The 23,141-nt window shown below is 46.7% G+C and carries 28 protein-coding genes; 6 read left to right on the forward strand and 22 right to left on the reverse strand.

Annotated features, from left to right (window positions below):
* Positions 1-4 precede the first annotated feature (4 nt).
* The 8 genes from VFH06_05185 to VFH06_05220 form a co-directional block, all read right to left on the reverse strand.
* Complete coding sequence (locus VFH06_05185) at positions 5-1,753, reverse strand: penicillin-binding protein 2 (GenBank protein ID HET6747471.1); 1,749 nt, start codon at positions 1,751-1,753, stop codon at positions 5-7.
* An 11-nt stretch (positions 1,754-1,764) separates the two neighbouring features.
* Positions 1,765-2,115 (reverse strand): hypothetical protein, encoded by a 351-nt coding sequence (locus VFH06_05190; GenBank protein ID HET6747472.1) that lies wholly within the window; start codon positions 2,113-2,115, stop codon positions 1,765-1,767.
* A gap of 176 nt (positions 2,116-2,291) precedes the next feature.
* The gene (gene rsmH / locus VFH06_05195) at positions 2,292-3,188 is read right to left on the reverse strand and encodes a 16S rRNA (cytosine(1402)-N(4))-methyltransferase RsmH (protein ID HET6747473.1); all 897 of its coding nucleotides are present in this window, start codon (positions 3,186-3,188) and stop codon (positions 2,292-2,294) included.
* A 457-nt stretch (positions 3,189-3,645) separates the two neighbouring features.
* Positions 3,646-4,008, reverse strand: a complete 363-nt coding sequence (locus VFH06_05200; GenBank protein HET6747474.1) for a hypothetical protein — start codon at positions 4,006-4,008, stop codon at positions 3,646-3,648.
* Positions 4,009-4,278: 270 nt separating this feature from the next.
* A complete protein-coding gene (locus tag VFH06_05205; protein HET6747475.1) occupies positions 4,279-4,479 on the reverse strand; it encodes a hypothetical protein in 201 nt (66 codons plus the stop codon).
* 21 nt (positions 4,480-4,500) lie between these two features.
* A complete protein-coding gene (locus tag VFH06_05210; GenBank protein ID HET6747476.1) occupies positions 4,501-5,214 on the reverse strand; it encodes an HAD hydrolase-like protein in 714 nt (237 codons plus the stop codon).
* A complete protein-coding gene (locus VFH06_05215; GenBank protein HET6747477.1) occupies positions 5,201-6,220 on the reverse strand; it encodes a gluconeogenesis factor YvcK family protein in 1,020 nt (339 codons plus the stop codon). Before VFH06_05215 ends, VFH06_05210 begins: the two co-directional genes overlap by 14 nt.
* Entirely contained in the window at positions 6,220-7,482 is a 1,263-nt protein-coding gene (locus VFH06_05220; GenBank protein ID HET6747478.1) for a family 1 glycosylhydrolase, read from the reverse strand. The genes VFH06_05215 and VFH06_05220 overlap by 1 nt, the downstream gene beginning before the upstream one ends.
* 102 nt (positions 7,483-7,584) lie before the next feature.
* Here VFH06_05220 and VFH06_05225 point away from each other — a divergent pair, with 102 nt between their 5' ends.
* Positions 7,585-8,433, forward strand: coding sequence for an LssY C-terminal domain-containing protein (locus VFH06_05225; GenBank protein ID HET6747479.1), 849 nt, complete (start codon positions 7,585-7,587; stop codon positions 8,431-8,433).
* Here VFH06_05225 and VFH06_05230 read toward each other — a convergent pair.
* From VFH06_05230 to VFH06_05260, 7 genes are all read right to left on the reverse strand, one after another.
* Positions 8,430-9,959, reverse strand: coding sequence for a PIF1 family DEAD/DEAH box helicase (locus tag VFH06_05230; protein HET6747480.1), 1,530 nt, complete (start codon positions 9,957-9,959; stop codon positions 8,430-8,432). The genes VFH06_05225 and VFH06_05230 overlap by 4 nt on opposite strands.
* A 358-nt stretch (positions 9,960-10,317) precedes the next feature.
* Entirely contained in the window at positions 10,318-11,298 is a 981-nt protein-coding gene (locus VFH06_05235; protein ID HET6747481.1) for a Kiwa anti-phage protein KwaB-like domain-containing protein, read from the reverse strand.
* 78 nt (positions 11,299-11,376) lie between these two features.
* The gene (locus tag VFH06_05240; protein HET6747482.1) at positions 11,377-11,820 is read right to left on the reverse strand and encodes a hypothetical protein; all 444 of its coding nucleotides are present in this window, start codon (positions 11,818-11,820) and stop codon (positions 11,377-11,379) included.
* A 170-nt stretch (positions 11,821-11,990) separates the two neighbouring features.
* Positions 11,991-12,701 carry a flavodoxin family protein gene (locus VFH06_05245; protein HET6747483.1) on the reverse strand — a complete coding sequence of 237 codons (711 nt, stop codon included), beginning with the start codon at positions 12,699-12,701 and terminating at the stop codon, positions 11,991-11,993.
* Positions 12,698-13,435 carry a DNA alkylation repair protein gene (locus tag VFH06_05250; protein HET6747484.1) on the reverse strand — a complete coding sequence of 246 codons (738 nt, stop codon included), beginning with the start codon at positions 13,433-13,435 and terminating at the stop codon, positions 12,698-12,700. The genes VFH06_05245 and VFH06_05250 overlap by 4 nt, the downstream gene beginning before the upstream one ends.
* A 27-nt stretch (positions 13,436-13,462) precedes the next feature.
* The gene (locus VFH06_05255; GenBank protein HET6747485.1) at positions 13,463-13,885 is read right to left on the reverse strand and encodes a DUF1761 domain-containing protein; all 423 of its coding nucleotides are present in this window, start codon (positions 13,883-13,885) and stop codon (positions 13,463-13,465) included.
* 53 nt (positions 13,886-13,938) lie between these two features.
* A complete protein-coding gene (locus VFH06_05260) occupies positions 13,939-14,568 on the reverse strand; it encodes a hypothetical protein (GenBank protein ID HET6747486.1) in 630 nt (209 codons plus the stop codon).
* A 205-nt stretch (positions 14,569-14,773) separates the two neighbouring features.
* Here VFH06_05260 and VFH06_05265 point away from each other — a divergent pair, with 205 nt between their 5' ends.
* The 3 genes from VFH06_05265 to VFH06_05275 all read left to right on the forward strand — a co-directional run bounded on the left by VFH06_05265 (position 14,774) and on the right by VFH06_05275 (position 16,506).
* Positions 14,774-15,406: a hypothetical protein gene (locus VFH06_05265; protein HET6747487.1), complete on the forward strand. Its 633-nt coding sequence runs from the start codon at positions 14,774-14,776 to the stop codon at positions 15,404-15,406.
* A gap of 145 nt (positions 15,407-15,551) precedes the next feature.
* Positions 15,552-16,013 (forward strand): hypothetical protein, encoded by a 462-nt coding sequence (locus VFH06_05270; GenBank protein ID HET6747488.1) that lies wholly within the window; start codon positions 15,552-15,554, stop codon positions 16,011-16,013.
* Between the two features lie 124 nt (positions 16,014-16,137).
* The gene (locus VFH06_05275; GenBank protein HET6747489.1) at positions 16,138-16,506 is read left to right on the forward strand and encodes a hypothetical protein; all 369 of its coding nucleotides are present in this window, start codon (positions 16,138-16,140) and stop codon (positions 16,504-16,506) included.
* Here the strand turns inward: VFH06_05275 and VFH06_05280 are convergent.
* The gene (locus tag VFH06_05280; GenBank protein HET6747490.1) at positions 16,481-17,275 is read right to left on the reverse strand and encodes an inositol monophosphatase family protein; all 795 of its coding nucleotides are present in this window, start codon (positions 17,273-17,275) and stop codon (positions 16,481-16,483) included. The genes VFH06_05275 and VFH06_05280 overlap by 26 nt on opposite strands.
* 74 nt (positions 17,276-17,349) lie before the next feature.
* Between VFH06_05280 and VFH06_05285 the strand changes: the two genes are divergently transcribed.
* Positions 17,350-17,616, forward strand: coding sequence for a hypothetical protein (locus tag VFH06_05285; protein ID HET6747491.1), 267 nt, complete (start codon positions 17,350-17,352; stop codon positions 17,614-17,616).
* Here VFH06_05285 and VFH06_05290 read toward each other — a convergent pair whose 3' ends face one another.
* On the reverse strand, positions 17,617-18,441 hold the full coding sequence (locus tag VFH06_05290; GenBank protein ID HET6747492.1) for a hypothetical protein: 825 nt from the start codon (positions 18,439-18,441) through the stop codon (positions 17,617-17,619). It lies immediately after the preceding gene.
* 5 nt (positions 18,442-18,446) lie between these two features.
* Positions 18,447-19,796 (reverse strand): glycine--tRNA ligase, encoded by a 1,350-nt coding sequence (locus VFH06_05295; GenBank protein HET6747493.1) that lies wholly within the window; start codon positions 19,794-19,796, stop codon positions 18,447-18,449.
* A 102-nt stretch (positions 19,797-19,898) separates the two neighbouring features.
* Here VFH06_05295 and VFH06_05300 point away from each other — a divergent pair, with 102 nt between their 5' ends.
* A complete protein-coding gene (locus VFH06_05300; protein HET6747494.1) occupies positions 19,899-20,567 on the forward strand; it encodes a tetratricopeptide repeat protein in 669 nt (222 codons plus the stop codon).
* 89 nt (positions 20,568-20,656) lie between these two features.
* On the opposite strand, the gene recO is transcribed toward VFH06_05300, so the two are convergent.
* Genes recO through VFH06_05320 form a run of 4 tightly spaced genes read right to left on the reverse strand, consistent with a single transcriptional unit; the run spans position 20,657 to position 23,132 of the window.
* Positions 20,657-21,331, reverse strand: a complete 675-nt coding sequence (recO, locus tag VFH06_05305; GenBank protein ID HET6747495.1) for a DNA repair protein RecO — start codon at positions 21,329-21,331, stop codon at positions 20,657-20,659.
* Positions 21,328-21,702: a response regulator gene (locus VFH06_05310; GenBank protein ID HET6747496.1), complete on the reverse strand. Its 375-nt coding sequence runs from the start codon at positions 21,700-21,702 to the stop codon at positions 21,328-21,330. The genes recO and VFH06_05310 overlap by 4 nt, the downstream gene beginning before the upstream one ends.
* Complete coding sequence (locus VFH06_05315) at positions 21,699-22,439, reverse strand: HAMP domain-containing sensor histidine kinase (protein HET6747497.1); 741 nt, start codon at positions 22,437-22,439, stop codon at positions 21,699-21,701. Before VFH06_05315 ends, VFH06_05310 begins: the two co-directional genes overlap by 4 nt.
* A 36-nt stretch (positions 22,440-22,475) precedes the next feature.
* Positions 22,476-23,132 carry a hypothetical protein gene (locus VFH06_05320; protein ID HET6747498.1) on the reverse strand — a complete coding sequence of 219 codons (657 nt, stop codon included), beginning with the start codon at positions 23,130-23,132 and terminating at the stop codon, positions 22,476-22,478.
* Between the last annotated feature and the right edge of the window lie 9 nt (positions 23,133-23,141).

Here is a 23,141-nt window from a genome sequence, read left to right on the forward strand (position 1 = left end):
TCTCTTATCCTTTCGGTTGTAGTTTCAAATAATCAATGAGCCAGTTTGAAATGTCTGTAAAAATCGGCATGGCATCTTTGTTACCCGCGAGAAGCATGTGCTTTCCGGATACTTGCACCATTATGACATACCGAGGGTCATCTGGGCTACTACCACCAAAACCTAAATAGGTTCCGATAGTCTGATCGTCAGCATATTGCCCGTTCTCAATCACCTGAGAGGTACCTGTTTTACCACCTATGTAATAGCCAGGTTTATCTTGGCTTGCATAAAATATATGGCGCGCTTGGTGTACCATTTCGCGTACTGTCGAAGCTGTTGCTGGGCTTATGACACTAGTCCGCGGTGTTTTAATCGGTTGCTCTGTAAAATTCTGGCCATCATCGCTCATTTTGCCGGCAATAACAGTCGGATAGTAATATGTACCGCCGTTTATAACTGTACTGAAGGCCGAACAAACTTGAAGCATCGTCACGTCCATTCCCTGTCCGAACGCCATGTTCGAATATCGTACTGCGCCACCATCTACATCCGTCGGCGGAATAACGGTGCCCTTGGCTTCACCGGCCAACTCAACTCCTGTTAATTCACCCAGACCAAGCTTGTCATGAAAATACTCATAAAGCGTATTCCGTGCACTCAAGGTGATATTGTTACCATCACCCAGCCGTTTCATAATTTCTATCATTCCGGTATTAAGCGAATAGTTAAGCGCGGTCTGAATAGTAATATTACCTGTTTGACCTTTGGTAGCGTTACCAATCGTACGATCTTCAACTTTTACCGAGTCGGTATTATTGAATGTTGAAGTGGGTGTAATCACGCCTTTATCAACGCCAACAGTGACTGTCAGCGCCTTTATATCCGAACCTGGCTCGTACGGCACTACCACTGTTCCATTGTTAAATGCGGCTGCGTCCTGAACTTTATTAATTTCAGCCGGATTGAAAGTTGGAAGATTAGCCATGGCCATAATTTTACCGGTCTTTGGATCCATCACCATGACGCTTCCGTTTGTTGCACGTGAATTTTTCAATCCAAGTGCAAGGGCTTTTTCGGCGTATGATTGAATATTTCTATCTACCGTTAATACGACATTATCTCCGTTTTTGGCTGGCTGATTCACATTATCGTTACCAATTGTAAGCGGGACATTACTCACATCCGTTACCGAGCGAAGCAGACCATCTTTTCCCGCAAGCTTATCGTTAAGTTCTTGTTCCAGTCCGTATTTTCCATTACCTTCACTATCAACAAAACCTAATGTTTGCGAAGCCAGTTGACCCTCTGGGTACACACGTTGTGTTTCTGCCTGAAAACCGAGACCTTTCAAGTGAACATTCTTAAGCATTTCAGCCTGCTTGCGTGAAACCTTGGTGGCCAAAATTTGATACCGTGACTCCTTTTTTCCTAACAGTTCCTCTAAATTCGGGCGAGCGTTCCCCCCTGCTACTTTTCGCACATTATCAATAATTTCTTGCGGTTTATCCACAACCTTCGGATCGGCAAATACCGTATAGACCGTTTCGTTTAAGACTATCTTTACCGGATTACCATCATCCATTGCGTAAATTTCTCCACGTTTGGCGGGAATGACTAGCTGCTTCGTTTGCTCTTGGCGTGCAAGATCCGTGTAATAGTCGTAACGAATGACTTGCAAGTAAAAGAGACGAATCACAAAAATAGCCATGATAACTAACGTCACGATGGCTAAATAAAATGCTCGGCTGCCTCTCTTAAAATCTAGCTGCATAATGGTTCGGTTTATTCACGCACATAATCGGTACTGGCAGGTTTAGTCATTTCGCGGGCCACACTGCTGTTCTGGACATTCTCTAGCGCAGTGAGGCGTGAGTTTTCAACCTCCAGGTCGGTTTTTTGGTTATTCAGGTCGGCGATCTTACTGTCGATCTTTTGAGCTTCGTAGTCATATCCGGTTGTACGAGTTGCTTGAGTTAAGTATATCAAACCAAGCACCGTAATCATAAGGGCGACAAGCACCGTATGAGTCACAGGGCCAAGTTTCACAGCCGAAGTAAATGCAACCGTATTCTGGTTACGGCCCAGAGGCGCTGCTCCGCGGCGATTTGCAAATTGTGTACGTTGATATGACATATTTTTGTTTTCTTTTTGATTTTGTTTTTATAACCGCCCTGGCAGGGTGCACCCGGTTACCGGGCACACCCTAAAGGGAAATATTTATTTAAAGCGTACAGCGACCTTAGTGATCTCTGACTGGCTTTGTACTTTGATTTGGACAGGCATTGGTGTTTACCCCTTCCCTTTTTGTTTTATTTTTTCACTGCGACCCTGAGCTTGCTGCTCCTGGAGCGCGGATTGTGAACGTCGTAAATACTCCCGTCAAGCGGTTTTTTGGTCACGATGTTCAGCTCTGCCTCGTATCCCGCTTGCTTTTGTTCCGTAAAAAAACGTTTCACAAGTCGATCTTCAAGGCTATGGAAACTGATGATACCCACTCTTCCACCAGGTTTTAGTAATTTTGGAAGAAGCAAAAGCGTCGACTCAATTTGTCCAAGCTCATCGTTTACCGCTATGCGGAGTGCTTGAAAAGTACGCGTAGCCGGATGAATTCGTTTCCATCTGCCACGATACTGCCCTTCTATAAGGCGGGCGAGATCTTCTGTGGTTCGAAGCGGCCGTGCTTCGACAATTGCTCCAGCAATGCGCCGGGCAAATCCGAGCGGCTCTTCACCATATGTCGTTATGATACGCACCAGTTCGTCCTTCGTAGCAGTATTTACCAGCGTTTCACCTGATGTTTCCTGCCGGACATCCATGCGCATATCAAGCGGACCATTTTTTGTAAAAGAAAACCCTCGTTCGCCCCTATCGAGCTGTGGTGATGACACCCCCAAATCAATCAGCACGATAGCAAATTGCCTACCTTCTTCGACAAGTGCTTTAGCCGCACTCGCAAAATCAGTATGCATCAGCCGTGTTCCTTTTTTAGCAAACGTCTGAAGATGCGAAATCGCAAAATCATCGCGGTCAACTAAAACCGAATCGGCGTAATTTTCCGTTAGCTCTAAAATACGTCCTGCATGACCGCCATAGCCCGCTGTAAGGTCAAGATAGTTCTCGCCTTTCTTGGGAGCAAGCAGTTTCAGTGTCGTATCGAGCAAAACCGGAACGTGGAGTTGTTGTGGTGGATGTTCTTTAATACTCATAAACTTTATCTATCCTATCAGAGTTCCGCTTCGCATGTCATCACCTTTTCAACCAACGGACTCCGCGCCAAGAATTTCACGAATCAGCGATGTAAATCCTTGGGCTCTCGTATGTTGTTCTCAAAGGGATGCCAGCTCGCTGGCTCTTCATGATATTTTGTTTCTCGAGATCACCTAACTGGCAGCAGAGAGTTTTTGTTTTGAGTGTGTTTGTTTTTGTAATAAGTGTCCAGGTGGTTATGAAGGGGGTTACAGTGTAACTCATACCCTCCCCACTTGGTTTGAGAGACTTATGTGTGTGAGGTGGAGTTTTTTGGGAGGTGTTGTGTGTTGAGGAAAGTGCGTCAGTCTTTTTAATGTGGTACCGAATCGCCACGTCTCATACTGCCAGATAGTTGATCTCGAGAGCATTTCTTTACTCTTATTGATCCCGACTTGTTAAAGAACAGTGGATAACTTAGGCGTCGGACCCTGCCGGCAAAATTCGCCAGTATGCGCCCGCCCGTACTGCTACAACTTCCCTATCAATCCCTGCGTACTCAAGCAAGTGTTGCTCAAAGGTAACCCGACCCTGTTTTTGATCCAGTTCCACAGCCGTTTTTCCACGACGGAACCGAACATTCAGATCTGCTACTCGCTCATCAAGAATACTTCCCTGAAGAGCCGGCTCTACTTCCCTGTCCCATACGGTCTGCGGGTACAAGTGAAGATACTTGCCAAAACCTCTGGTGAGTACAACGCCACTGGCAAATTCATTTCGAAGCTCTGTCGGAATCGTTAACCGACGCTTATCATCAAGCTTTCGTTCGAAATAATCCATATGCTGTTACGGCTTTGTTCCCTCCCGGGAATGGTTAGTTGATAGTTTTTTAATGTTTGGTAGTGGTGTTTATTTTTTGGTGGGATTACCCACTTCTTTCCACTGGTCTTACTATAATACCCACAATTACCCACGACAACCCCCATTTTTCCATTTTGCCTATAGTACGTTCAGGTTTTCCACAGCTGTGTGGAAAACCTACTTTACAAACAGGGGTAAAAAAATACCACGCCAATACCTGGTGTGGTATTTTTTATTAGCACGCTAGGCTTACGCGCCAGTAATCCAGCTTGCAAGAGCCGCATTATATTGAGATGTCAGCTGAACAGTCAGCCACAGAACAAACAAGGCAATGTTTGCGAGCACCGATACAATCAGTACGGCATTCTTAACATCCTGACCTGTTTGAAACGTGGCGATTGCTGCCATGGCTTCATTGGGGATTTGGTCTTTTTGTGTTTGTTGATTCATGTATCAACATTAGCATACTATTTATGCTTTGTCAACTAAGTGGTTTTGTAGATACTCGCTCACTTCCTGCAACCCGCGGGCATGTCGTACGCTCTTAGGCACTTCGAGTTTTTTAATATCGTATGCAATTGCACTACGGAGCGGAAGCACCCAAAACCCTTCAACACCGTCAGGAATACCCTCAAAGCTGATCGGCTTGTCATCAACGAAGATAATCTTATCCACACCATAAGATGCTCTGCCAGATAGCTCATCGGGCAATAAAAAACGCCCGTCCACCTGTTTCCAAGATGCAATAAGCTCGCTCTTTTTGGCTGTTCCAACGATAAGATGCGGTATGTCCGCTAAACCCGCGGCCTTGATTTTAACCTGTTGCCACTCTTCGCTTCCCGTTGTTAAAATACCGAACGCCGCCTTATGCTTATGCAACTCCATAAGTAATTCTTCCGCATATGGCTCGAGAAGATTTTCACGCGCTGCCTGCTTTAGATAAAGTTGCTTCACGCGTTTTATTGTTGTCTCTACTTCCTCCTTACTCATCGTTTTTTTCAGGAGGCTTCGCAGATACCCAATCACATCAAAGTTATTTTTATAAATAAGCTCGCCTTGCTTGATGTCCTCGGCGGGTATTGCCGTTTCTTTAAATGCGACCGATTCGAATAATAATCGAAGATCGTCTGTTCGCGCTAGCGTACGATCAAAATCAATGATATAAAACTCTTCAATCTGTGACATTGTGATATAGCTCCATAATCTTTTTAGCAATTGCTTCCGGGTTGTGCCGGATGAACGAACGAGTTACAGGAAGAACATCACTCTTAGTTCTCTTGGCTATGCCCCCAAGAAAATTCCCTTCAAGCGACATGTATGCCCGCTTCTCAAGATTCTCATTATCGACTGGAACAATAAACGCGCCCTCTTCCTTATAGCGCGCGGCCAGTCCTGCATTGGGGATCTGCTTGTTATAAAGAACGTAGTCTAGAAAACTCCCGCCACCTAGTCGTTCGATCTCATCGGCGTGGTCGGCCACCGTGAAGCCTTCTGTCTGCCCTTGTTTCGTCACAAGGTTACATACATAAATGACCAATGCGCTCGTGTTGCGCAGCGCCTCTCCAATTCCATCTATAACCAATAATGGACCGAGCGATGTATAGAGATCGCCGGGGGCAATCACCACGACATCCGCTTTATGAATAGCTTCGATCGCCACAGGATTGGCATGCGCGTCAGGTACAAGCGAAAGGGTCGCCCGCCGTGGATCATGACTGAAATAATCCTCATCAATGACACGCTCTCCCTGCAAAATAACACTCGCTTCCGGCCATTCCATTTTTAATCGAACATCATCGAGCGTTGCCGGAATAACCACGCCGCGTACGTTTAAAATTTCCGACGCCGTCTCAATCGCTTCGCTAAAATTGCCCGTCATTTTTTCAAGTGCACTAAGGAGAAGGTTACCGAAAGCATGGCCTTTGAAAGTCCCTTCTTCAAACCGGTAATCAAAAAGATCACGAACTTTTGGCGAATTACTCAAAGCCACGAGACATTGACGTACATCGCCGGGAGGTAATGCCCCCAACTCGTCACGGAGTACACCCGTACTGCCTCCGTCGTCCGCCATATTTACAAGAGCAGCGATGGACCGAGAGTACTGTTTTAACGCACTCAGCAGCGTAAAGCTTCCCGTGCCCCCTCCAATGACGGCTATTTTTGGATCACTGAGCGGATACGGATCGTTCATTATTTTTCCCTCAAGCGTTTGATAACTTTTCCAAACCACTCAGCGCTAGGGCGTAGAGTACGTTCATATGTGTCATAATTCACCGCAATTAAGCCAAACCGAGGCCACTTGCCCTTATCCCACTCAAAGTTATCAAGTAAACTCCAGTGCAAATACCCCTCCAGCTTCACACCACCTGCAATTGCATTTTGCATGGCAATAATTGTCTTCGTGAGCCACCAGCGACGATGTATATCTTCGGAGTCGGCCAGCCCGTTCTCTGTTATGATGATGGGTTTCCTATATTTGTCATGCAATCGCTCCAGGGCAAACTGAAGATGGTCCGGGCTTAGATCCCACCCAAGATCACTTAAACGCTCGTCAGGATTATGGACTCGATATCCGTATACCCTATTGCTGAAATAAAAGTTTACCCCAATAAAATCGCTGTTTTTGATGATCTTTTTCAAGAAATAATCGTCCTGAAGATACTGAAAGATCGCTGTTGAAGCACGACTCAACCAGGCATCATCACCGGGATAAAAATAGATTGAATTCTTAGCAACCGATACCTTGTAGCGTTTATTTAATGCATGAATCATGCGAGCAGTTTGATTATGCGCACGGGCAAGATTATTCAAAACACGAAGAAAAAGCCACTTCTTAGCAATCAAATTAGGCGGCCAGTCGCCCTGATAATATCCTTCGTATACATAGGTATCGGGCTCGTTAATAGTGATTATGTACGTGATATCCTGGCCTAATTCGTGCATTATTTTTTCTGCGAATCGTACGAAATAGCGTATATTTTTGCGCCGGGCAAAGCCGCCCTTTTCTGCAAACCACACGGGAAGCGTAAAGTGAAATAGCGTCAGGACAGGCTCGATTCCCCTACTTTTTAATTCCTGAATGTAGTTCCGATAATACGTTATCGCCTCGACACTCCACGCGCCTTCGTTCGGTTCGACTCGTGACCACTCGATTCCAAAACGAAGCGCGTTCATATTCATCTGCTCAAGTAGATCAAAGTCTTTACGAAAAAGTTTATAGTGCGCTGTTCCCTTACCAGAAACATAGTTGTCAGGATCGGTAGCGTGAACTTCAATTTGTGGCCAGTTTGCAAGATCACCCCATTGAAACTTAGCTTGAGCTGCTTTTGACTTGGCGTTTTCGAGCTCCCATATCGTCCATTGATTATGGGTGTCCCCTTCTACCTGATGGGCGCTTGTGGCGGCCCCCCATAAGAACTTCTTGGGAAATTCTGGCTGAGATTTTTTCTGCATACTTGTATCATTATACCATCGACTTCACAGGGAAAACAAAGCCACCACTTTAGTGGTGCTTATCCCACATCTTTAATCATTTCGATGTAAAATGGAAAGATAATGATTGGAATGATCTTGCGCCTACTGTGGCGGTTGTTTGTCGGAGCTATTGCCATCGCGCTGGCCTACGTTACGGTCTTTTTGTTTTACCCTTACTTACGCAACCATTTTTCTATTCTCATTACATTCATTGTGCTCTACATTCTTACAGCTTACTTCGGTTTGCCACTGCTAGTTCGCCTTTGGAAGTTGGTTATTCGCCCTACGCATTTGCCGCAATATGCCGTTTCTCGCGATGGTTGGTCAAGCGATCCGGTAAATATCGCGATTGTTTGCAACGATGAAGCACAGCTTCGCCAGGCAATGGAGCAGGCCGGATGGCATATTGCCGATAAGCCAAGCTTCAAAAATATGCTCCGTGAAGCGTGGGCGATCATTTTTAATCAACCATACCTTACTGCCCCATTTAGTAACCTCTTTCTTTTTGGCCGCAAGCAAGACATCGGCTTTCAAATCCAGACGGGCGACCCACCAACGCCGCGCCATCGTCATCACATACGCTTTTGGCAGCTACAAAGCGAGCCTGAAAAGCCTCACCATCACATACCATTCTGGGAAAATATCCTTCAAATTTTCTTTAAGGGTAAAAAGCGGCAAATATGGATCGGTACCGCAACACACGATGTCAGCCCTTTTGCGCTCCGGATTCAGAACCTTCAGATTACCCATAAAATCGACGCCGAGACCAACAAAGAGCGTGATTTCGTCGTTGATACACTTCAAAAAGCCGGCCGAGTTAAGCGATTGGAAACAATTGCGGCTGGAGAACCTATATTATTTCGCGGCCAAACGCTAGGTGTGAGTATTGTGACCGACGGTACGCTTCCTGTTATCGAACTAAAGCGCTAAGTTGCCACAACATCTTCGCCGAAATGTTTCTGCAAGCGCATTATGATGCTTCCCTCGTGGCGACCCAGTTTTTCGCTAAGCTCTTTTACGCTAACACCATTTTGAAAATCCTGTTTGAGTGTTTCATCATCATTTGGCTGCCAAGGCTTATACGCGTTCGGGTATGTCTCACGCATTTTTTCGATCTTTTCTGCCCAGGATGACAAGCCATTTTTTGTTTTCGTTTTCTTCTCCGGATGCTTAGCCCGCTCGACCGCTTTTTCATTCAAGTAGGCAAATTTCTTTACATCCGCTGCGGCCCGTACATGGAGCTTTTCATCAATATTCTGCGCGTCTTCACTGATAGCAAGCGCCATTCGGTTAATACCACTTAGATACAGGTTGCGCAAATTTTTTACCCGGCTTAGCGCCACATATCCCATACCTTCAACGAAGGCTTTTCTTAGATCAATCCGGGCCGCATCGAGCGTCATACCCTGACTTTTATGGACTGTGATTGCCCAGGCAAGACGAAGCGGAATTTGACTAATACTTGCCCGTTTTTTATCGCCATCACGGAGCTCCCAAGTATCAGGCATCATGGTGACGGTTTTACCATTACGAAACTCAACAATGGGATATTCGGTTGCCGGCTCAAAGTCGATAACCGTACCAATACTTCCATTGGCATAGCGACGATCCTGAGCGTTTTTCACCGCCATAACCAACGCACCTTTTTTCAGCCGAAGAACCTCAGGTGCCAATACGGAGCGGCCCAGACTTTCTACATAATTGGCGGCGCCTGTAGTTGCCTGCGTATAAAAAAGTTCGTCACCCGGGAGCTCATCAAGCTTACGATCATTGAGCGTATCCACATCAATATTTACCGTATGAAGCTCGGTCAAAACTGCATCTTCCGGCGGCTGCTGATCTACTCGCTCTAAAAGTGCTTCGGCATGGTGGCGTCGTATATCGCCATCACGAAGCGCGTTCAAAATCCCAAGAAGTTGCTCATCATCCTGACGGTGCTGCTCTTCCAGATAGCAGATGGTGGGATCTAGCTCTTGCCATACACGCGAATGCACGACAAAGCCACCAGATCGTCCGTCGCCCTTATTAATTGGCGGCAATTGAAAGAAATCTCCACTCATAATAAGTTGAATACCACCAAACGGTTCATCCTTGCGGCGTACTAACCGGCAGACTTCGTCTACCATGTCCAATCGATAGTCATGAAGCATACTGATCTCATCTATCACTAGTACATCCGTTTTTTCAATGATCTCACGGCGGCCTTTTGCAAGATGTTCGGCATATCCTTGCGGAATATAGTCGAGCACACCAATACCCGCCCAAGAGTGAATTGTGGTGCCTCCAAGGTGGGTGGCCGCAAGGCCTGTTGTAGCGGTTACCGAAACGTGTTTTCCGCCTGCTTTGGCAAGCTTAATAAACCTATTAAGAACATAGGTTTTACCTGCACCGGCAGGCCCGGTTAATAGTACGCTTTCCCCCGAAAGCATCACCTCCAATGCGAGCTCTTGCTTCATCCTCTCCAGTATACCCCTTAGCACCTCATAATCACCACAGCTAGCGACAAAATTACAATAAAGACGTCAAAGATGAGAAAAGCGACCTATTGCAAGGTCGCCTTTGACTCCCCACCAGGCCCGGGCTAGGAGCCTCGCGGACGATACCGGTATCGTTCCGGGATCTCTTCACCAAGGACTCTCATGATTTTGCGCCACCTCTGGTCGTGTCCACGGCCACTAATAACATGAGCAAGCTCATGGCGGCGGAGCCAGCGATAGGCCGGATCATGAAAGTATTAGATTTATTTAGTCAATAGAATAGAGGGTCCGCTACCGAAGTATCGGAGCAGACTTTTCACCTAGGCAGACTTGTCTATTATCCTCGAGGCGGCTCACCGTCGGGCTCATCAAGCAGCTTTTTGCTGCGAATTTCGTAACGCTTTCCTGTAATTTCGCTCGTGACATAATCTTCATTGATAAGGTTCACAAACATATCAAGATCATTACCGTCCATAATAATAATCGCTCCCGCATCATCAGTCATAAGTTCGAGTTGCATTTGATCAGCGTATTCAACAGCCTGCTCCTGCGTAATCGCTCCGATTTCAAGTTTTTGCAACTTGTTAACGATTTTCTTTCGATCCCGCACTAGCGATTGAAGATCGAGCCCATCAGGGAAACTGAGCTTGTATGTTTTACCGATTTCTTCTACCTTTTGATCGGCCAGCGCTTGTTTTTTATAGTCGTAGTTAAAAAGTTTTTCAAATTTACCAGGGTTAAAGGCAAAAATATCCTGCCCAATGATAAGTACTTGATTATCCGCCGGCATCTTTAGACCCACATCAGCCTGAAACGCACCGAACTTGCCCTCACGAAACTCCCACGAGGTTGAACCCTGCAAGACCTGCCCCTGCGAAATTCCTTTGATTGCATAAAATGCCTTGCCTGGCTCATTCTTATGTGTGAACCTTGCAACAATACCTTTGATGCGTTTGAATTCATGCTCTTGCTCACTAAATTCCACAATATCGTGACGCTCTTTTTCAATCAGATGGATCAGTGTTTCTGCTCGACCTACTTTTGCGAGGTCGGCTCTAAGCAATACGTTTTCTTCGCTGTCGGAGAGTTCATAATCTCGGACGCTTAGCCCTGTGCCCGCGCCCATATTGACAAAGTTAATCAGATCAAAGAGGAACAAAGGCTTAATTTGCGCGTTGAGATCGGTACCAAAACTGGTGCTATACGGCGTATAGTTTTTATTAAAGAGGAAAAATTCAACGTCAAGGTCACCCTTCATGCCGTCCATGTTATTGGCCCACAAAAAAATATCGGTCGTTTCTGGTGTTTTTGCTTCCATATTCTAACTTTCTTTTAGTTGCAATTGCCCTTTATTGTAACTCAGGATAATTAGAAAAATCCATAGACATTTAATAATCTACGCGGGTTGTATGCCTGACAATGGTTCTTCAGCCTCAACCTTTGTCGTAGCATAGGCAATCCCGGCGATCACACCCAGGCTCTTCATCGTACGCGGTTCTTCATCTTGTTTGACAACGCCAAGCTCCATACCCTGTTTAAGAACAATTCCATGGGTAAGAAATGAGCTACCAAACCTATTTGGCTCAAGTAGTACAAGCTTCACGGCAGATCCGACGTCACGCTCCGCTAGAAGTCGCCAATTTTGCCGCGCATCGTCGTGTTCACCGGCGGCCTCTTTTACCAGGATATGGACGTCACTATGTGAACGAACCGCAAGCAAGCCGCCTTCTTCGGCATCTCGAAGGTCATAAGCTACAAAACTGCCTTTTGTCTTTCGCTGCACGGGATATTCTTCTCTCGTGCCACTATTTAATAAACCGTCTGGTACTACCATCGTCATCGTGTTTTTATTTCCTTTTGCTGTACGCAGGACTTGCTTATCGGCAAAGAAAATACACCAAAAACAAACCGGCACACAAATTAGTTACTACCGATTATTTTGCGCCACAACTACGAAAAGTCAACGTTTTAAGCAAACTATAGGTTTAAAAATTAACCTGGTTTTAATCTTTAGCGATACTCTGGATTTTCGTAGCCAAAGTGCTCACCTTTTTTCCAGGCCGTAGCTTCATTACCATAGGCTGGCAAACCTCCAGCATCCTTCATCATTTTGGCCGTATGCATAAGATTGTATGCCATAAAGGTAATGTTACGGTTGGTGAAGTCATTTTCAGGGCCGCCCGAGCCTTTATCCAGATAGCTTGGCCCTGGCCCCACTTCTCCGATCCAGCCCGCATCGGCCTGCGGAGGAATGACGCAACCAATATGCTGTAAGCTGTATAAAATATTCATGGCACAGTGCTTCAGACCATCTTCGTTGCCCGTAATAATACAGCCGCCAACTTTGCCGTAGTAAGCATACTGCCCTTTTTCGTTATATTCGCCAGAGTTCGCATAAAGTCGCTCAATCAACTTTTTCGTTTGCGAGCTATTATCGCCAAGCCATATCGGTCCACATACCACTAGAATATCGGCGGCCTGCACTTTTTTATAGATCTCCGGCCACTCATCAGTTTTCCAGCCATACTCGCGCATATCCGGATAAACACCTGTGGCAATATCGTGGTCAATCGTGCGTATCAACTCGGTCTCAACACCATGTTTTTCCATGAGTGCCATACTCGCTCTTAATAAGCCTTCTGTGTTGCTTACCTCTGGAGATTTCTTAAGCGTGCCGTTAAAGTAAAGTGCTTTTAACCCTGAAAAGTCGGGTATGTTCATAATCTCTCCTTTTTTTGCATATACATTTTTCGTTGACTGGGCGGAAGATGCTCGATAGCATAGCGAAGCATAGTACGCGGCATTTCATATGCGTGTTTGTCTAAAAAAGCTAGGAGCGGCCGGCGATCGATCCGTTTGCCTATCTCACGAAGCATCCACCCTACTGCTTTTTGAATCAGATCGTGCGGATCATGAAGCAGCACTTCCGCCAGCTCCAAGGTCACTGTTGCGTTACCACGCTTAATAAACTGAAAGGTCGCTAACACCGCTGCTCGTCGATGCCACACATCATTACTCGCCGCGAGCGTGAATAAGATTTTTTTTGGTTTGGAAAAAAGATATCCGCCGATTATAAACTCCGCTGAACTATCCACAATATCCCAATTGTTAATACACCCTCCGTTGAGCGCTGTTAAATAGAACTCGTAAATTTTTTTACGTTCCGACTCGTCGGCCTTGGCAAATAGGTTCGTTAATAAAATAACGGCCGCAAGCCGGCATTCATGAATCGGACTCTTAAGTAGGATCTCGACTTCGTCTAGAGGTACGTCTTTGAACTGACGACACACCTGCCTTGTTTGAGGAACACGAATGCCTATAAAAACGTCGCCAGCGCCATATTGACCCTCGCCCGTTTTGAAAAATCGCTGCAAAAAGATGGCATCCTCAGCATTTGCATGACGCTCTAGTGCTTTTTGAATATCCCCTGCGGTAGCCATTCTGTTACCAAGCATGTCCGCTATAATAAACCGTTAGCGATCCTACGGACGCATCAAGCCGATAATCAGCGCCATAACCAAGATCGTCACTAACTCGTGAGTGATCGTCATGAGAGTAAGGCGCCACTGACGACCCTCAAAGACATCATGGGTGATAATCCGTGCCGCGGTAAAGCCGAGCCATAGCCAAAACGCAGTCGAAAGCGCGTCTTGCAAAAACGAATTATGGAAGAAGTGATTCGAAAGAAACGTCACATGCGCCAAAATATACGCCGTAAGAAAGCTGACTACGAGCGTGATTAGTATGGGTTTTACCGTGCCATTTTTCTGGAGATCTTTGTCGGATTTACCAATCATTTTCATCCACGCGTTTCCGAAAACAGGTTTTGCATACCAAATAGACCCGATAACCATGCTCGAAAGCGTTGCCAAAATAACCGCCCACCAGTTTACCATGACTTCCATATTTCCCTCCTTTTAGTTATATCTGGATTATACCTATTAAGCCAGTTGTGCCATTAATCATGGCCAAGCTCTGCAAGCATCTCAAGTAATTGCTTGCGCGTAAACCGGCTCATATCTACATTGTTTTGCAAGGCAAATACATACCCCTGCACGATATGCTTAAGATATGTAGCGTCTTGGCGCCAAAGATAATGGATTTCAAAATGATCGACAGAGTTCATCACCCTGCTGGCAATCACTACCGAGCCAAACAATGGCCCAATATCACAAGATACATTTAGTATGTCCTCCGCCCGAATACTGACCACGCTCGACGACCAGAAGAAATTACGCTTCGTAATAGTAATCTTAGTGCGATCCATCACAATCGTATGAGGAAAAAGCGTCAGCGGAAACACTGTACGGGCACTGACGAGAACTTCTTGTGATTTTCGGACGAGCTTTTTAAGCTCGGTCATTTCTTCAGTTCTTTTATTAGTTCGTAGTTTAGGAACAAGCGAGAGGCCGTTCAGAAGCTGGTCACGGGACGGCATGGTTATCTCGTGATGCAAGATGTGTTTAAGGTCGTGAAAGGCTTTGGTAGCTACTCTTCCCATTTTTTTACTCTGACGAACAAGCAGTTCGTACGTTGTAGGGTTTGCCATTGGCTGATTAACTGGTTCAACCAGTTCTTCGTCCTTCATATCGTTACACGTCCTCCACTTAAGTAGATTACCTGCATTATACAACAGGCAAATAATATGGTGCAATATACGCATATAAGGTACCTGTGGCCACTTTTCGATCAGTATATATATTTACAACTAATCAATTAAATTATACAGTTATGTCTGTGTCACATGGATGAATGATTGTCGCCAGGCGATCACGAGGTAAGGAGTTGCCAAAGTGAAGGACCAGCCGTTCACGCCCACTGTTTACGGTGAGCCGGAAGGACATCGTTACGTATACCTTCGCCCCAACCACGGCATCGACGTCGAACTACTCGTCAATCGCCTGCTCTGCTACATGCACGGTGGCATCTGCGCAGCCATCGTTCGATGGATGGAGGGAGGGAACGGAGAGCTTGAAGTTCGGATCTATGCCCCTTCCGACAAGCACGCAGCCCTGGTACCGAGCGGCATGTCTCTGATCAAGCTCGCAGAGCTCCGAGAAGAAGGTGTGCTCATCGACCTGCGCGACATCGTCGAAGCAAGCCAGACCTACTGGGTGGCCGACATGCGCACGGGTAAGGAAACGGGGCGTTCCTATTTCTTCCCTGGCGATGACTGCCCAAGCTCGACTTGCCTTCTTCCTGAAAGTGTTTATGCCCGTCAGAGGGAAGAAGTATCGGCCCCGGCTCTCGCCTACAGCGAACTCATGGGGCTCGTGCGCACACCGCCTGAGGACTCGCTGGTTCTGCGTGAGCCACCGGTGGCGATGATGTCGAGCCATCAGCTCTACGACCAAGGCGTCCGTCTCATCATTGAGGACATGACGGCAATCCAGCGCATCAGCGATGCCAAGGAAGAAAGCGCCTAGTTCCATCATGTGATTCGTGGGGCCGCTCTGGTTTTTGACTAGATCGGCCCCATAAATCATTCCTATCTGTTGCATAGATAAAGAAATTATTATACTGTATTCTAAGGCCGTGTGACGGTAACCATCGAGCAGAAACGAGGCAGTCATGAGCAACCCCGATGTCCAGGTGGACGTGATCATCAGTGGCAAGATCCAGGAGGATCGTGCCGGATACCTCCGAGATCGGATCTACGAGGAGATCGGCAAGTCCATCCACGAGGAGTGCCGGACACTGGACTCCGCCATTTCGGGCAAGAGCCAGTACGAGGACACGATCAACCTGATGCTGTTCAAGATCACGATCGTCGTCGTCATCGACCGCCGACTCAGCCAGAAGTTTCTCAAGTTCATCACGGACAACGCGCTCCGTGAGGTTCTCGCCGACCTCGGCCGCGAATGGGCCATGGAGTCCATCGAGACGGCCATGGACGCGGTCACCCACTCAGCGAACACCGCCGGCGAAGCCGTGGGCAGAGCATGGGATTCCACCCTTTCGGCCATCGCCCGCGGGCTGAAGTCGGCCGCAGCGACGATCGAGGGGGAAGCGTCGGGCAAGAGCCGCACGTGATTCCCGGCGGGGGCGTTCATCACCATAGAACGCCCCCGCCACTAAAATTTAGGCTTTCACTTTTGTATACATATATTATGCATTAATATTTTTCATTTTGTCCATAACATGATACGGTAAAACCATGAGTTATGGAGAAATATACATCCTCCAAAACGACAGCGGAAACTGGCTCATCCAAGAAGATTATTTGCCAGGCAGCCTTGAAGAAGCTCGAAAATGGGAAGCATTTGGCAAACATATCGGCGAAAAACTTATCGAAATCGCCCTTCTCCAAGACAGTATCTCAAATGAATCCCCGCCTGCTCCAGTTGTTACACTTGCTCATTCCGACATCCAAAGAGGCCGCCATAGTAAACCGATCGAGCGCCACCCTCGTTCACCTAATTGCTACCACTTAGCTAAGCAGCAGTCAGAAATGGCGCTACGTGCTATTCATACCGATATACAGCACATGCATTATCTTCTTACAGAAAATCAGGAACAGCCTTAAATACACCACTCAATAGATTAATGATCTGTGTATTGCCCATTAGCGTGCTTGATGAAGTAAATGGTGCTTGTTCTCCTTCAAGCGTCAGTACCTGGCCGCCTGCCTCACGAACAAGGAGAAACGCAGCAGCATTATCCCAGGGCTTCAGCCCATTGTGATGATAGGCATCTATGCGACCGCACGCCACCCAGGCCATAATAAGCACACCGCTCCCAGGGCAGCTTGTCCAGGGCATTATTCCTTCCTGCTCATAGATTGCGAGATGCCGTTTTAAATTACGCGCCATCGCAGCATCGTCATAGCTATTACTCGTTGCGACACTCGCCCCTACCAAATTGGCCTGATTACTTACAGAGATTTTTTCGCCGTTGCGAAACGCCCCTTTGCCCAGCTCCACTTCGTAAAGTTCGTCTTTGTATGGATCAAGAATAACTCCACACATCGCTTCTCCTTTTTCAATATATCCGATAGAAATCGCCGACTCACGCATGTCACGTTTAAAATTGTAAGTACCGTCAATAGGGTCAAGCACAAAACCCGTAAAGTCATTTTCAAAAAGCTGGCGACGTGCTTCTTCATCATCTTCTTCAGAAAGGATCATCGCATCTGGATAGGCATCCGAGAGTGATTTGCGAAGTATATCCTGTGACTTAATATCAGCCACTGTCACAAAATCCTTAGCATTCGTTTTTTCAGTATGGCTTCGTTCATTTGTTAGTAGCATAAAAGCCCCTGCCTGTCGTGCGGCTTTTTTCATCTCATCGATCATTTTTTTAGCATACATGATATCTTTCTTTTGGCATACTTTACAAATAGGCAAAAAGCGGTTATTGTAGGTTAACTATGAGCAACGAAAAAGAGTTTTTTTACGACCAAGACGGGCAACCGCACCGTTACAGCGACGTCGATGGTGGTGAACGATTTGTTGATTTCGAAGAAGTATTCCCGGAACGTGCCCGCCGCCTCCTCGCTCGCGCAGGACTCAGACTTGACGGCATGGAGGGAGTTGACCATATCTATATCGTTCGCCCGACTAAGCCCGAAGAGTATGCCCAAGGCATTCGCACTAATACGGTTGTCGAGGTCCGCAGATTATTTGAAAGAGGATAATTACCTCTTTTCTTTTATTAGTCTTGCAAATTCTCGTTTTATAACCAGCATAAAGTCCTCAAGATAATCTTCGGCCTTTCGCTGATCTGAGGCTTTTATTTTTGATTCCGCATGAGCATATGAATTCCTAATTGTGTTCACCCATCTCATATTTTCAAGCTCTTTTTTCGAAATCATTTTTTTGTCGTAAAGAATCTTTGCCATGAAACCAATACTAAAACTACGGATTCCGTATCCAAGCGCCCGTATATATTCCCGTGTATAACTTGTAACAAATTCATAGTGCTCCAGGAAAGCATACTCGTCTCCATCAGATTTCATTCTATATTGAGCTTGGATCGCCTCCTGCTCTTCTTTGTAAAAAAGCGACTCGAGTTTGATCTTATCGCGTCGATCCGTTGTATATCCCGCAACGGCACCCGTTATAATACCTGCAACACCGGCGATAATCGATGATACCGTTGAGTTCACAATACCAGACCAGTCAATTAAGTGCACCAACCACGATAATAGCACCACCATAAGAAGCATTAGCGGGCTCAGTAGCCCAAATATCATTAAAAAACTCGCCAGTTTTTCTATATAGCTATTGAGTGGCACCCTTGTGATATTAAAGTTAGTCACTACAAGTGCAAGCGCATTCAAGTACACCGCAATAACAAGCATTGACACAAAAATGACAGCCGCAAGAAAAAGAGATATTTCTATGGAAAAAATAGGGAGATGGATATTCTCTAATTCAGGCCGAAAAATAAGCAAACCGACCGCGACAGCCAAAAACGCAACAACGTAATTGGACTGGTCTTGTAGCTTGCTACTTGTCATGAGAGCTAGCGCAGATCTTGAATTGTTATTCGTTTTTGCTCGGTCGTATCGCGATCTCGGATAGTTACCGTATTATCCTCGAGTGTCTGGAAGTCAATCACAACGCAGTGCGGCGTACCGATTTCATCCTGACGGCGATAGCGTTTTCCAATATTGCCGTTATCGTCCCACATCACATTGCCGTGCTTTTCTTTAAGTATTTTATAGACTTCACGCGCTTTTACTACCAATTCGGGCTTGTTCTTAAGGAGTGGCGAAACGGCATATTTTACCGGCGCTAAATACTCGGAAAACTTCAGGAAAATCCGCTTTTCACCGTTTATTTCATCTTCGGTGAAGGCCGCCGACAAAACAGCCATCAAAGCTCTTTCCACGCCAAAGCTTGGTTCAATCACATGAGGAACAAATTTTTCATTCGTGCCTTTTACTGTATATTCCATGCTTTTGCCGCTAACGCGCTGGATATTACCAAGATCGAAATCTGTTCGATACGCAAGACCCAAGAGTTCTTCGCGGCCGATAGGAAAATCGTATTCGATATCCACTGTACGCTTGCTGTAATGCGCACGATCTTCCTCAGGGACTTCCAGTTCATGGATCTTATCCTGCGGCAAGCCAAGCGCCATAAGAAATTCGTGAATATCCTTAAGAAGCGCGTCAAAACTTTCCGCCCATTTGTCCGGGTGAACAAAGTACTCGATCTCCATTTGTTCGAATTCGCGTGAACGAAAGACAAAATCACGAGGTGAAATCTCGTTCCTAAATGCCTTTCCCTGTTGCGCAATACCAAACGGGAGGTCGGGATAAAAGTTATCGACGACGTTTTTGTAGTTCGTGAAGATTCCCTGGGCCGTTTCGGGGCGTAGGTAGCTAATCGACTTTTCATCTAATACTGGCCCAACGTGTGTTTCAAACATCATATTGAATGTCCGTGATTCACTTAAAGGATTCCCGTCTGGGCTTTTGAGGTTTTTTTCACGAATTGCCTGATCCATTTGCGCCATTGTCATACTCGTTGGGTCGATGCCATTGTCTTTTAAGATATGATCCGTACGGTAACGGCGGTGATTCACCGTATCTTCGCATAGAGGATCAACAAAAGTATCGACATGTCCGCTGGCCTGCCAGACTTTTTGGTTCATGAGAATTGCCGCATCAACACCATACATATCGTCACGAGCATCTACAAACATCTTCCACCATAGCTGCATAATATTGCGTTTCAGCGTAACGCCCAACGGACCGTAATCCCAGGTTCCACTCAAGCCGCCATAGACGTCACTTCCCTGGTAAATAAAACCACGACGTTTCGCAAGGCTAACAATATCTTCGAGCTTGGTGTTCTGTTTTTCCATATTGACCATATTATAACAGATACAAGTTTATTACACATCGTTTGATAGTTAAACGGATACGTTATATAATAATTTTAGGACACTACAGATGGAGGCGATCGCGTGTCAATCGATCTGAGCCAAGGCGGACGCATGCTGAACAGCGGCGACACCAAAGGAGCTCTGCGTTTCTTTGAGAACCTTCGAGAATCATTCAACCCCGTAGGTAATGCCGAAGTCGAACAGATGTACGGCATCTGTCAGCGCATGCTCGGTAACTACGACGAAGCAGAAGCAGCGTTCGAGTCCGCCTACAGGCTGGCCCGTACTCGGATTCACAAAGGTCGCATCCAGCGAGATTGGTGCATGGTACCCCTCGTCCAGGGAGATACCGGCCGCGCCATGAAGTTCATCGAAGGATCGCTCGCGCTATTGAAGTACGACGACAACACACCGGACCCCGAGGATGGCCGACCATTCTTTCAGCAGGAGGCTGAACGCAAGATCGAGTACTTCACAAGTCTTGGCTTTCGTTGCCGCATCGATGCAAAAAATGGCAACATCAGCCGAGCGCGAGTCGGCTACAAGATGACCCGACAAATGCTACGTGACGTCAGGCCCTACGAGCTCAACTCGCTCGCATGGGAACTCAAGTTCGTACCGTTCGGGTTACGCTACGAACTCTTCCCCCGAGCATTCAAGCTGGCCTGGAAGGACCGGAACTGGAAGCGCTCTGCGCAAGTCTTCCTGCTCACCTTCTGTCGGCCGATCGGTCTTCTGTTCAAAAATTGAGCTCACCCTCTACAATGCCCCTGGTTGTGCGGCTACTTCAAAATAGCACACCCGGCCTGCTTTTCGCAGGCCGTTCTCATATCCCTAAATCATATCGCGGCGTGCTGCCTTGCTACATGCCAACACGCCGCCAAGATATCACTAACCCCTCCAATTTGCACAACCACAGCTAAAGGTTTGGCATTTAATAAACGTAAAAATTTGATATGATCTGCTGCCAAGTCTCCGCTAACATGCTCTCTAAGACCTCTCTCGCCAACGTCATACATGTAGTGTTTATCTGCCTGAAGTAGCTCGCCGTTCACATCATGACGAAAACTCAGCTCATGACCTAAAAGTGCGGCATAGCGCAAATAAAACCACGTTTCTACAAGAGCTCTGGAAATCGAATCGGCATCAAGTCCGGCAAGAGTCTCGGCCAACAGATCATACCATTCCGGCTCATCCACCGTTTCCGTTGCTCGCGCTACCTGCTTGATCGCTTCATAACCAAATTGTAGTTTGTCGTAATCTTCCAAAATATGGCGATAAAATTGCGATAACCTGGCCGATGTCAAAACTCCCATATCGCCTTTTCCTTGATGAATCACCACATCACTCACCGCAAACAGTTCTATGCCTCCCGCCAGCTTGCTTTTTTCTTTACGTACTCCACGCGCCATCGCTGTTTGGCGTCCTTCCGGAGTTAAAAATTGGACGATCCTATCCGCCTCACCATAATTAGTCCGCCTTAGTACAATAGCTTTCGTTCGACGATCGCTCACAAAAGCGCCTTTCGGACTGCGGCCTCTAGCTCCTTCGGCTGCATTTTTGTCTTATCTAGCACACGCCGCACTCCGTACGCCTTAAGATCTTCTTTCACGAGCTGATCAGCGCTATTGGTACAGAGAACAACCGGTATTCCTGCTAAATCCGCATGAGAGTGCATTTCATGGAGGAGTGTAAAGGCGTTAGGCCCTGGCAGTAAAACGTCGAGCACAATCACATCGGGCCGGACCGCATCAAGAGCATCTATAGCAGCAAGAGCATGCGAAGCAATTTTCGTCCTCATCCCCGCCGCTTCTAAGGACCGCTGATGCTGCTGAGCCATCCAATCATCATCTTCAACGATTAATACGAGTGGATTTTTTGTCATAACAAACTCAACTGGGCAGAGGCAGTTACATCAACATAGAAGGTCGCGCCGTCTCTGTGCCGCGTGGCTCCGATTTCTCCCTGCATTGCGCGTGCAAACTGGCCCGCAACGAATAAGCCTAACCCGCTGCTCTGTGGACGCATATGAAGCGGCTGAGATGCATTTCCTAAGCTTGCTTGAAGTCGTCGCCACATATCCGCCGGTACAGCTGGTCCATAATCGCGCACGCTTAGCCTGATCTTCTCCTTATGAGCCTGCGCTCCAGCCCTCAGTTCCACTGGAGTGTCCGCTTCTGCATAGTGAAGCGCGTTATCGGCGAAATTAAGAATAATCCGCCTCAATAGATCCTTATTAGCCACCGCCAGCATCGGTCGGTATCGTGAGGCCACCCTAATTTCACGGTTTTTAGCCTTATATAGCGGCAACATTTCGTGTACGACCTCCTCGCAAATTTGCTGAGGATTAAGCGGCTCCAACTCAAACAAACTATCCTCTAACCGAGCAGATTTTGCCAGGTCGGTCGTAAGGCGAAGCGCTCGCTCGCTCGTGAGTAAAATCTGTTTCGCAATTCGCGCTCGCTCGCTCTCCGTCAAACGAGAATCCTCCAGTGCAAACGCCAACTGGCGCACCAAAGCCAGGGGAGATTTCAGCTCATGAGACGCAGTAACCAAAAAAGGCAGCTCGCTCTCAAAAGATACGGCTCCCTTTTTTAGCTGTTCAATATTTTCCCCCTGCATGCTACTTTAAGTGTAGCATATCAAGAAGCCCAAGGATTACTGATTAAAGTTTATCGTTTTGATTATATTCTCAAAATCAGGTTTGAATGTGTCGGCATCTGTTTGTACCGTCACCGTCTTATCACGAATTTTATAAATCACAGCTGATCCGCGAATATCTTTCGTAAAGTTTCCATCAAGCCGAGTACCGTTATTACCATTGGCACTTACGGCCGAGGTACGCAGATCGCCTTTTTTAACAAGATTTTCATAGGTTTTTACCACCTGATCGTAATCTTTTTGCTCAATCGTTACGCGCAGAGAAAATTGCTGAGTTGGGGATACCGGAGGCACTACAACTGGGTTTAAGTACGCTTGATACGAACCGCCCCTTGCGACGTCGCTTGCAACATACACACTCCAGGTCTTAGGATAATTGAAAGTTAAACGGCCATAATCATCCGGGCCAACAAACGTCCGGTTTGGTTCTTTTTCACGTTCGGCGAATTTTACTTCGTCGTCATCTTGCTGCTCTTTTTTACCCTGCGCAACGGCCAGTTTCACTTTTCCGTCTACGTTGGTTTTTTGTTCGTTATAGTTTACGTACGCCCAAATCGCCAAGCCTCCGGCCACAAGCACGAGCACCGAGAGGCCGATTATGGCAAGCATCGAGCCACTGATACCACCTTGTTCATTTTTATGTCGCTTCATCATGGGGTCATT

This window comes from Candidatus Saccharimonadales bacterium (genome assembly GCA_035697325.1).
Classification (GTDB): Bacteria; Patescibacteriota; Saccharimonadia; order Saccharimonadales; family Saccharimonadaceae; genus JALRBM01.

What these genes read in the sequence shown, in the direction of transcription:
- VFH06_05220 (HET6747478.1), bottom strand. Translation starts at nt 7,482, where the DNA reads ATGCAGAAAAAATCTCAGCCAGAATTTCCCAAGAAGTTCTTATGGGGG.
- VFH06_05310 (HET6747496.1), bottom strand. Translation starts at nt 21,702, where the DNA reads ATGACAAAAAATCCACTCGTATTAATCGTTGAAGATGATGATTGGATG.
- VFH06_05295 (HET6747493.1), bottom strand. Translation starts at nt 19,796, where the DNA reads ATGGAAAAACAGAACACCAAGCTCGAAGATATTGTTAGCCTTGCGAAA.
- VFH06_05200 (HET6747474.1), bottom strand. Translation starts at nt 4,008, where the DNA reads ATGGATTATTTCGAACGAAAGCTTGATGATAAGCGTCGGTTAACGATT.
- VFH06_05280 (HET6747490.1), bottom strand. Translation starts at nt 17,275, where the DNA reads ATGATCGATGAGATGAAAAAAGCCGCACGACAGGCAGGGGCTTTTATG.
- VFH06_05235 (HET6747481.1), bottom strand. Translation starts at nt 11,298, where the DNA reads ATGGAAGCAAAAACACCAGAAACGACCGATATTTTTTTGTGGGCCAAT.
- VFH06_05275 (HET6747489.1), top strand. Translation starts at nt 16,138, where the DNA reads ATGAGTTATGGAGAAATATACATCCTCCAAAACGACAGCGGAAACTGG.
- VFH06_05225 (HET6747479.1), top strand. Translation starts at nt 7,585, where the DNA reads ATGATTGGAATGATCTTGCGCCTACTGTGGCGGTTGTTTGTCGGAGCT.
- VFH06_05290 (HET6747492.1), bottom strand. Translation starts at nt 18,441, where the DNA reads ATGACAAGTAGCAAGCTACAAGACCAGTCCAATTACGTTGTTGCGTTT.
- VFH06_05190 (HET6747472.1), bottom strand. Translation starts at nt 2,115, where the DNA reads ATGTCATATCAACGTACACAATTTGCAAATCGCCGCGGAGCAGCGCCT.
- VFH06_05315 (HET6747497.1), bottom strand. Translation starts at nt 22,439, where the DNA reads ATGCAGGGGGAAAATATTGAACAGCTAAAAAAGGGAGCCGTATCTTTT.
- VFH06_05250 (HET6747484.1), bottom strand. Translation starts at nt 13,435, where the DNA reads ATGCTTGGTAACAGAATGGCTACCGCAGGGGATATTCAAAAAGCACTA.
- VFH06_05240 (HET6747482.1), bottom strand. Translation starts at nt 11,820, where the DNA reads ATGACGATGGTAGTACCAGACGGTTTATTAAATAGTGGCACGAGAGAA.
- VFH06_05320 (HET6747498.1), bottom strand. Translation starts at nt 23,132, where the DNA reads ATGATGAAGCGACATAAAAATGAACAAGGTGGTATCAGTGGCTCGATG.
- VFH06_05230 (HET6747480.1), bottom strand. Translation starts at nt 9,959, where the DNA reads ATGAAGCAAGAGCTCGCATTGGAGGTGATGCTTTCGGGGGAAAGCGTA.
- VFH06_05205 (HET6747475.1), bottom strand. Translation starts at nt 4,479, where the DNA reads ATGAATCAACAAACACAAAAAGACCAAATCCCCAATGAAGCCATGGCA.
- VFH06_05215 (HET6747477.1), bottom strand. Translation starts at nt 6,220, where the DNA reads ATGAACGATCCGTATCCGCTCAGTGATCCAAAAATAGCCGTCATTGGA.
- VFH06_05245 (HET6747483.1), bottom strand. Translation starts at nt 12,701, where the DNA reads ATGAACATACCCGACTTTTCAGGGTTAAAAGCACTTTACTTTAACGGC.
- VFH06_05255 (HET6747485.1), bottom strand. Translation starts at nt 13,885, where the DNA reads ATGGAAGTCATGGTAAACTGGTGGGCGGTTATTTTGGCAACGCTTTCG.
- VFH06_05260 (HET6747486.1), bottom strand. Translation starts at nt 14,568, where the DNA reads ATGAAGGACGAAGAACTGGTTGAACCAGTTAATCAGCCAATGGCAAAC.
- VFH06_05285 (HET6747491.1), top strand. Translation starts at nt 17,350, where the DNA reads ATGAGCAACGAAAAAGAGTTTTTTTACGACCAAGACGGGCAACCGCAC.
- VFH06_05210 (HET6747476.1), bottom strand. Translation starts at nt 5,214, where the DNA reads ATGTCACAGATTGAAGAGTTTTATATCATTGATTTTGATCGTACGCTA.
- VFH06_05270 (HET6747488.1), top strand. Translation starts at nt 15,552, where the DNA reads ATGAGCAACCCCGATGTCCAGGTGGACGTGATCATCAGTGGCAAGATC.
- rsmH (HET6747473.1), bottom strand. Translation starts at nt 3,188, where the DNA reads ATGAGTATTAAAGAACATCCACCACAACAACTCCACGTTCCGGTTTTG.
- VFH06_05185 (HET6747471.1), bottom strand. Translation starts at nt 1,753, where the DNA reads ATGCAGCTAGATTTTAAGAGAGGCAGCCGAGCATTTTATTTAGCCATC.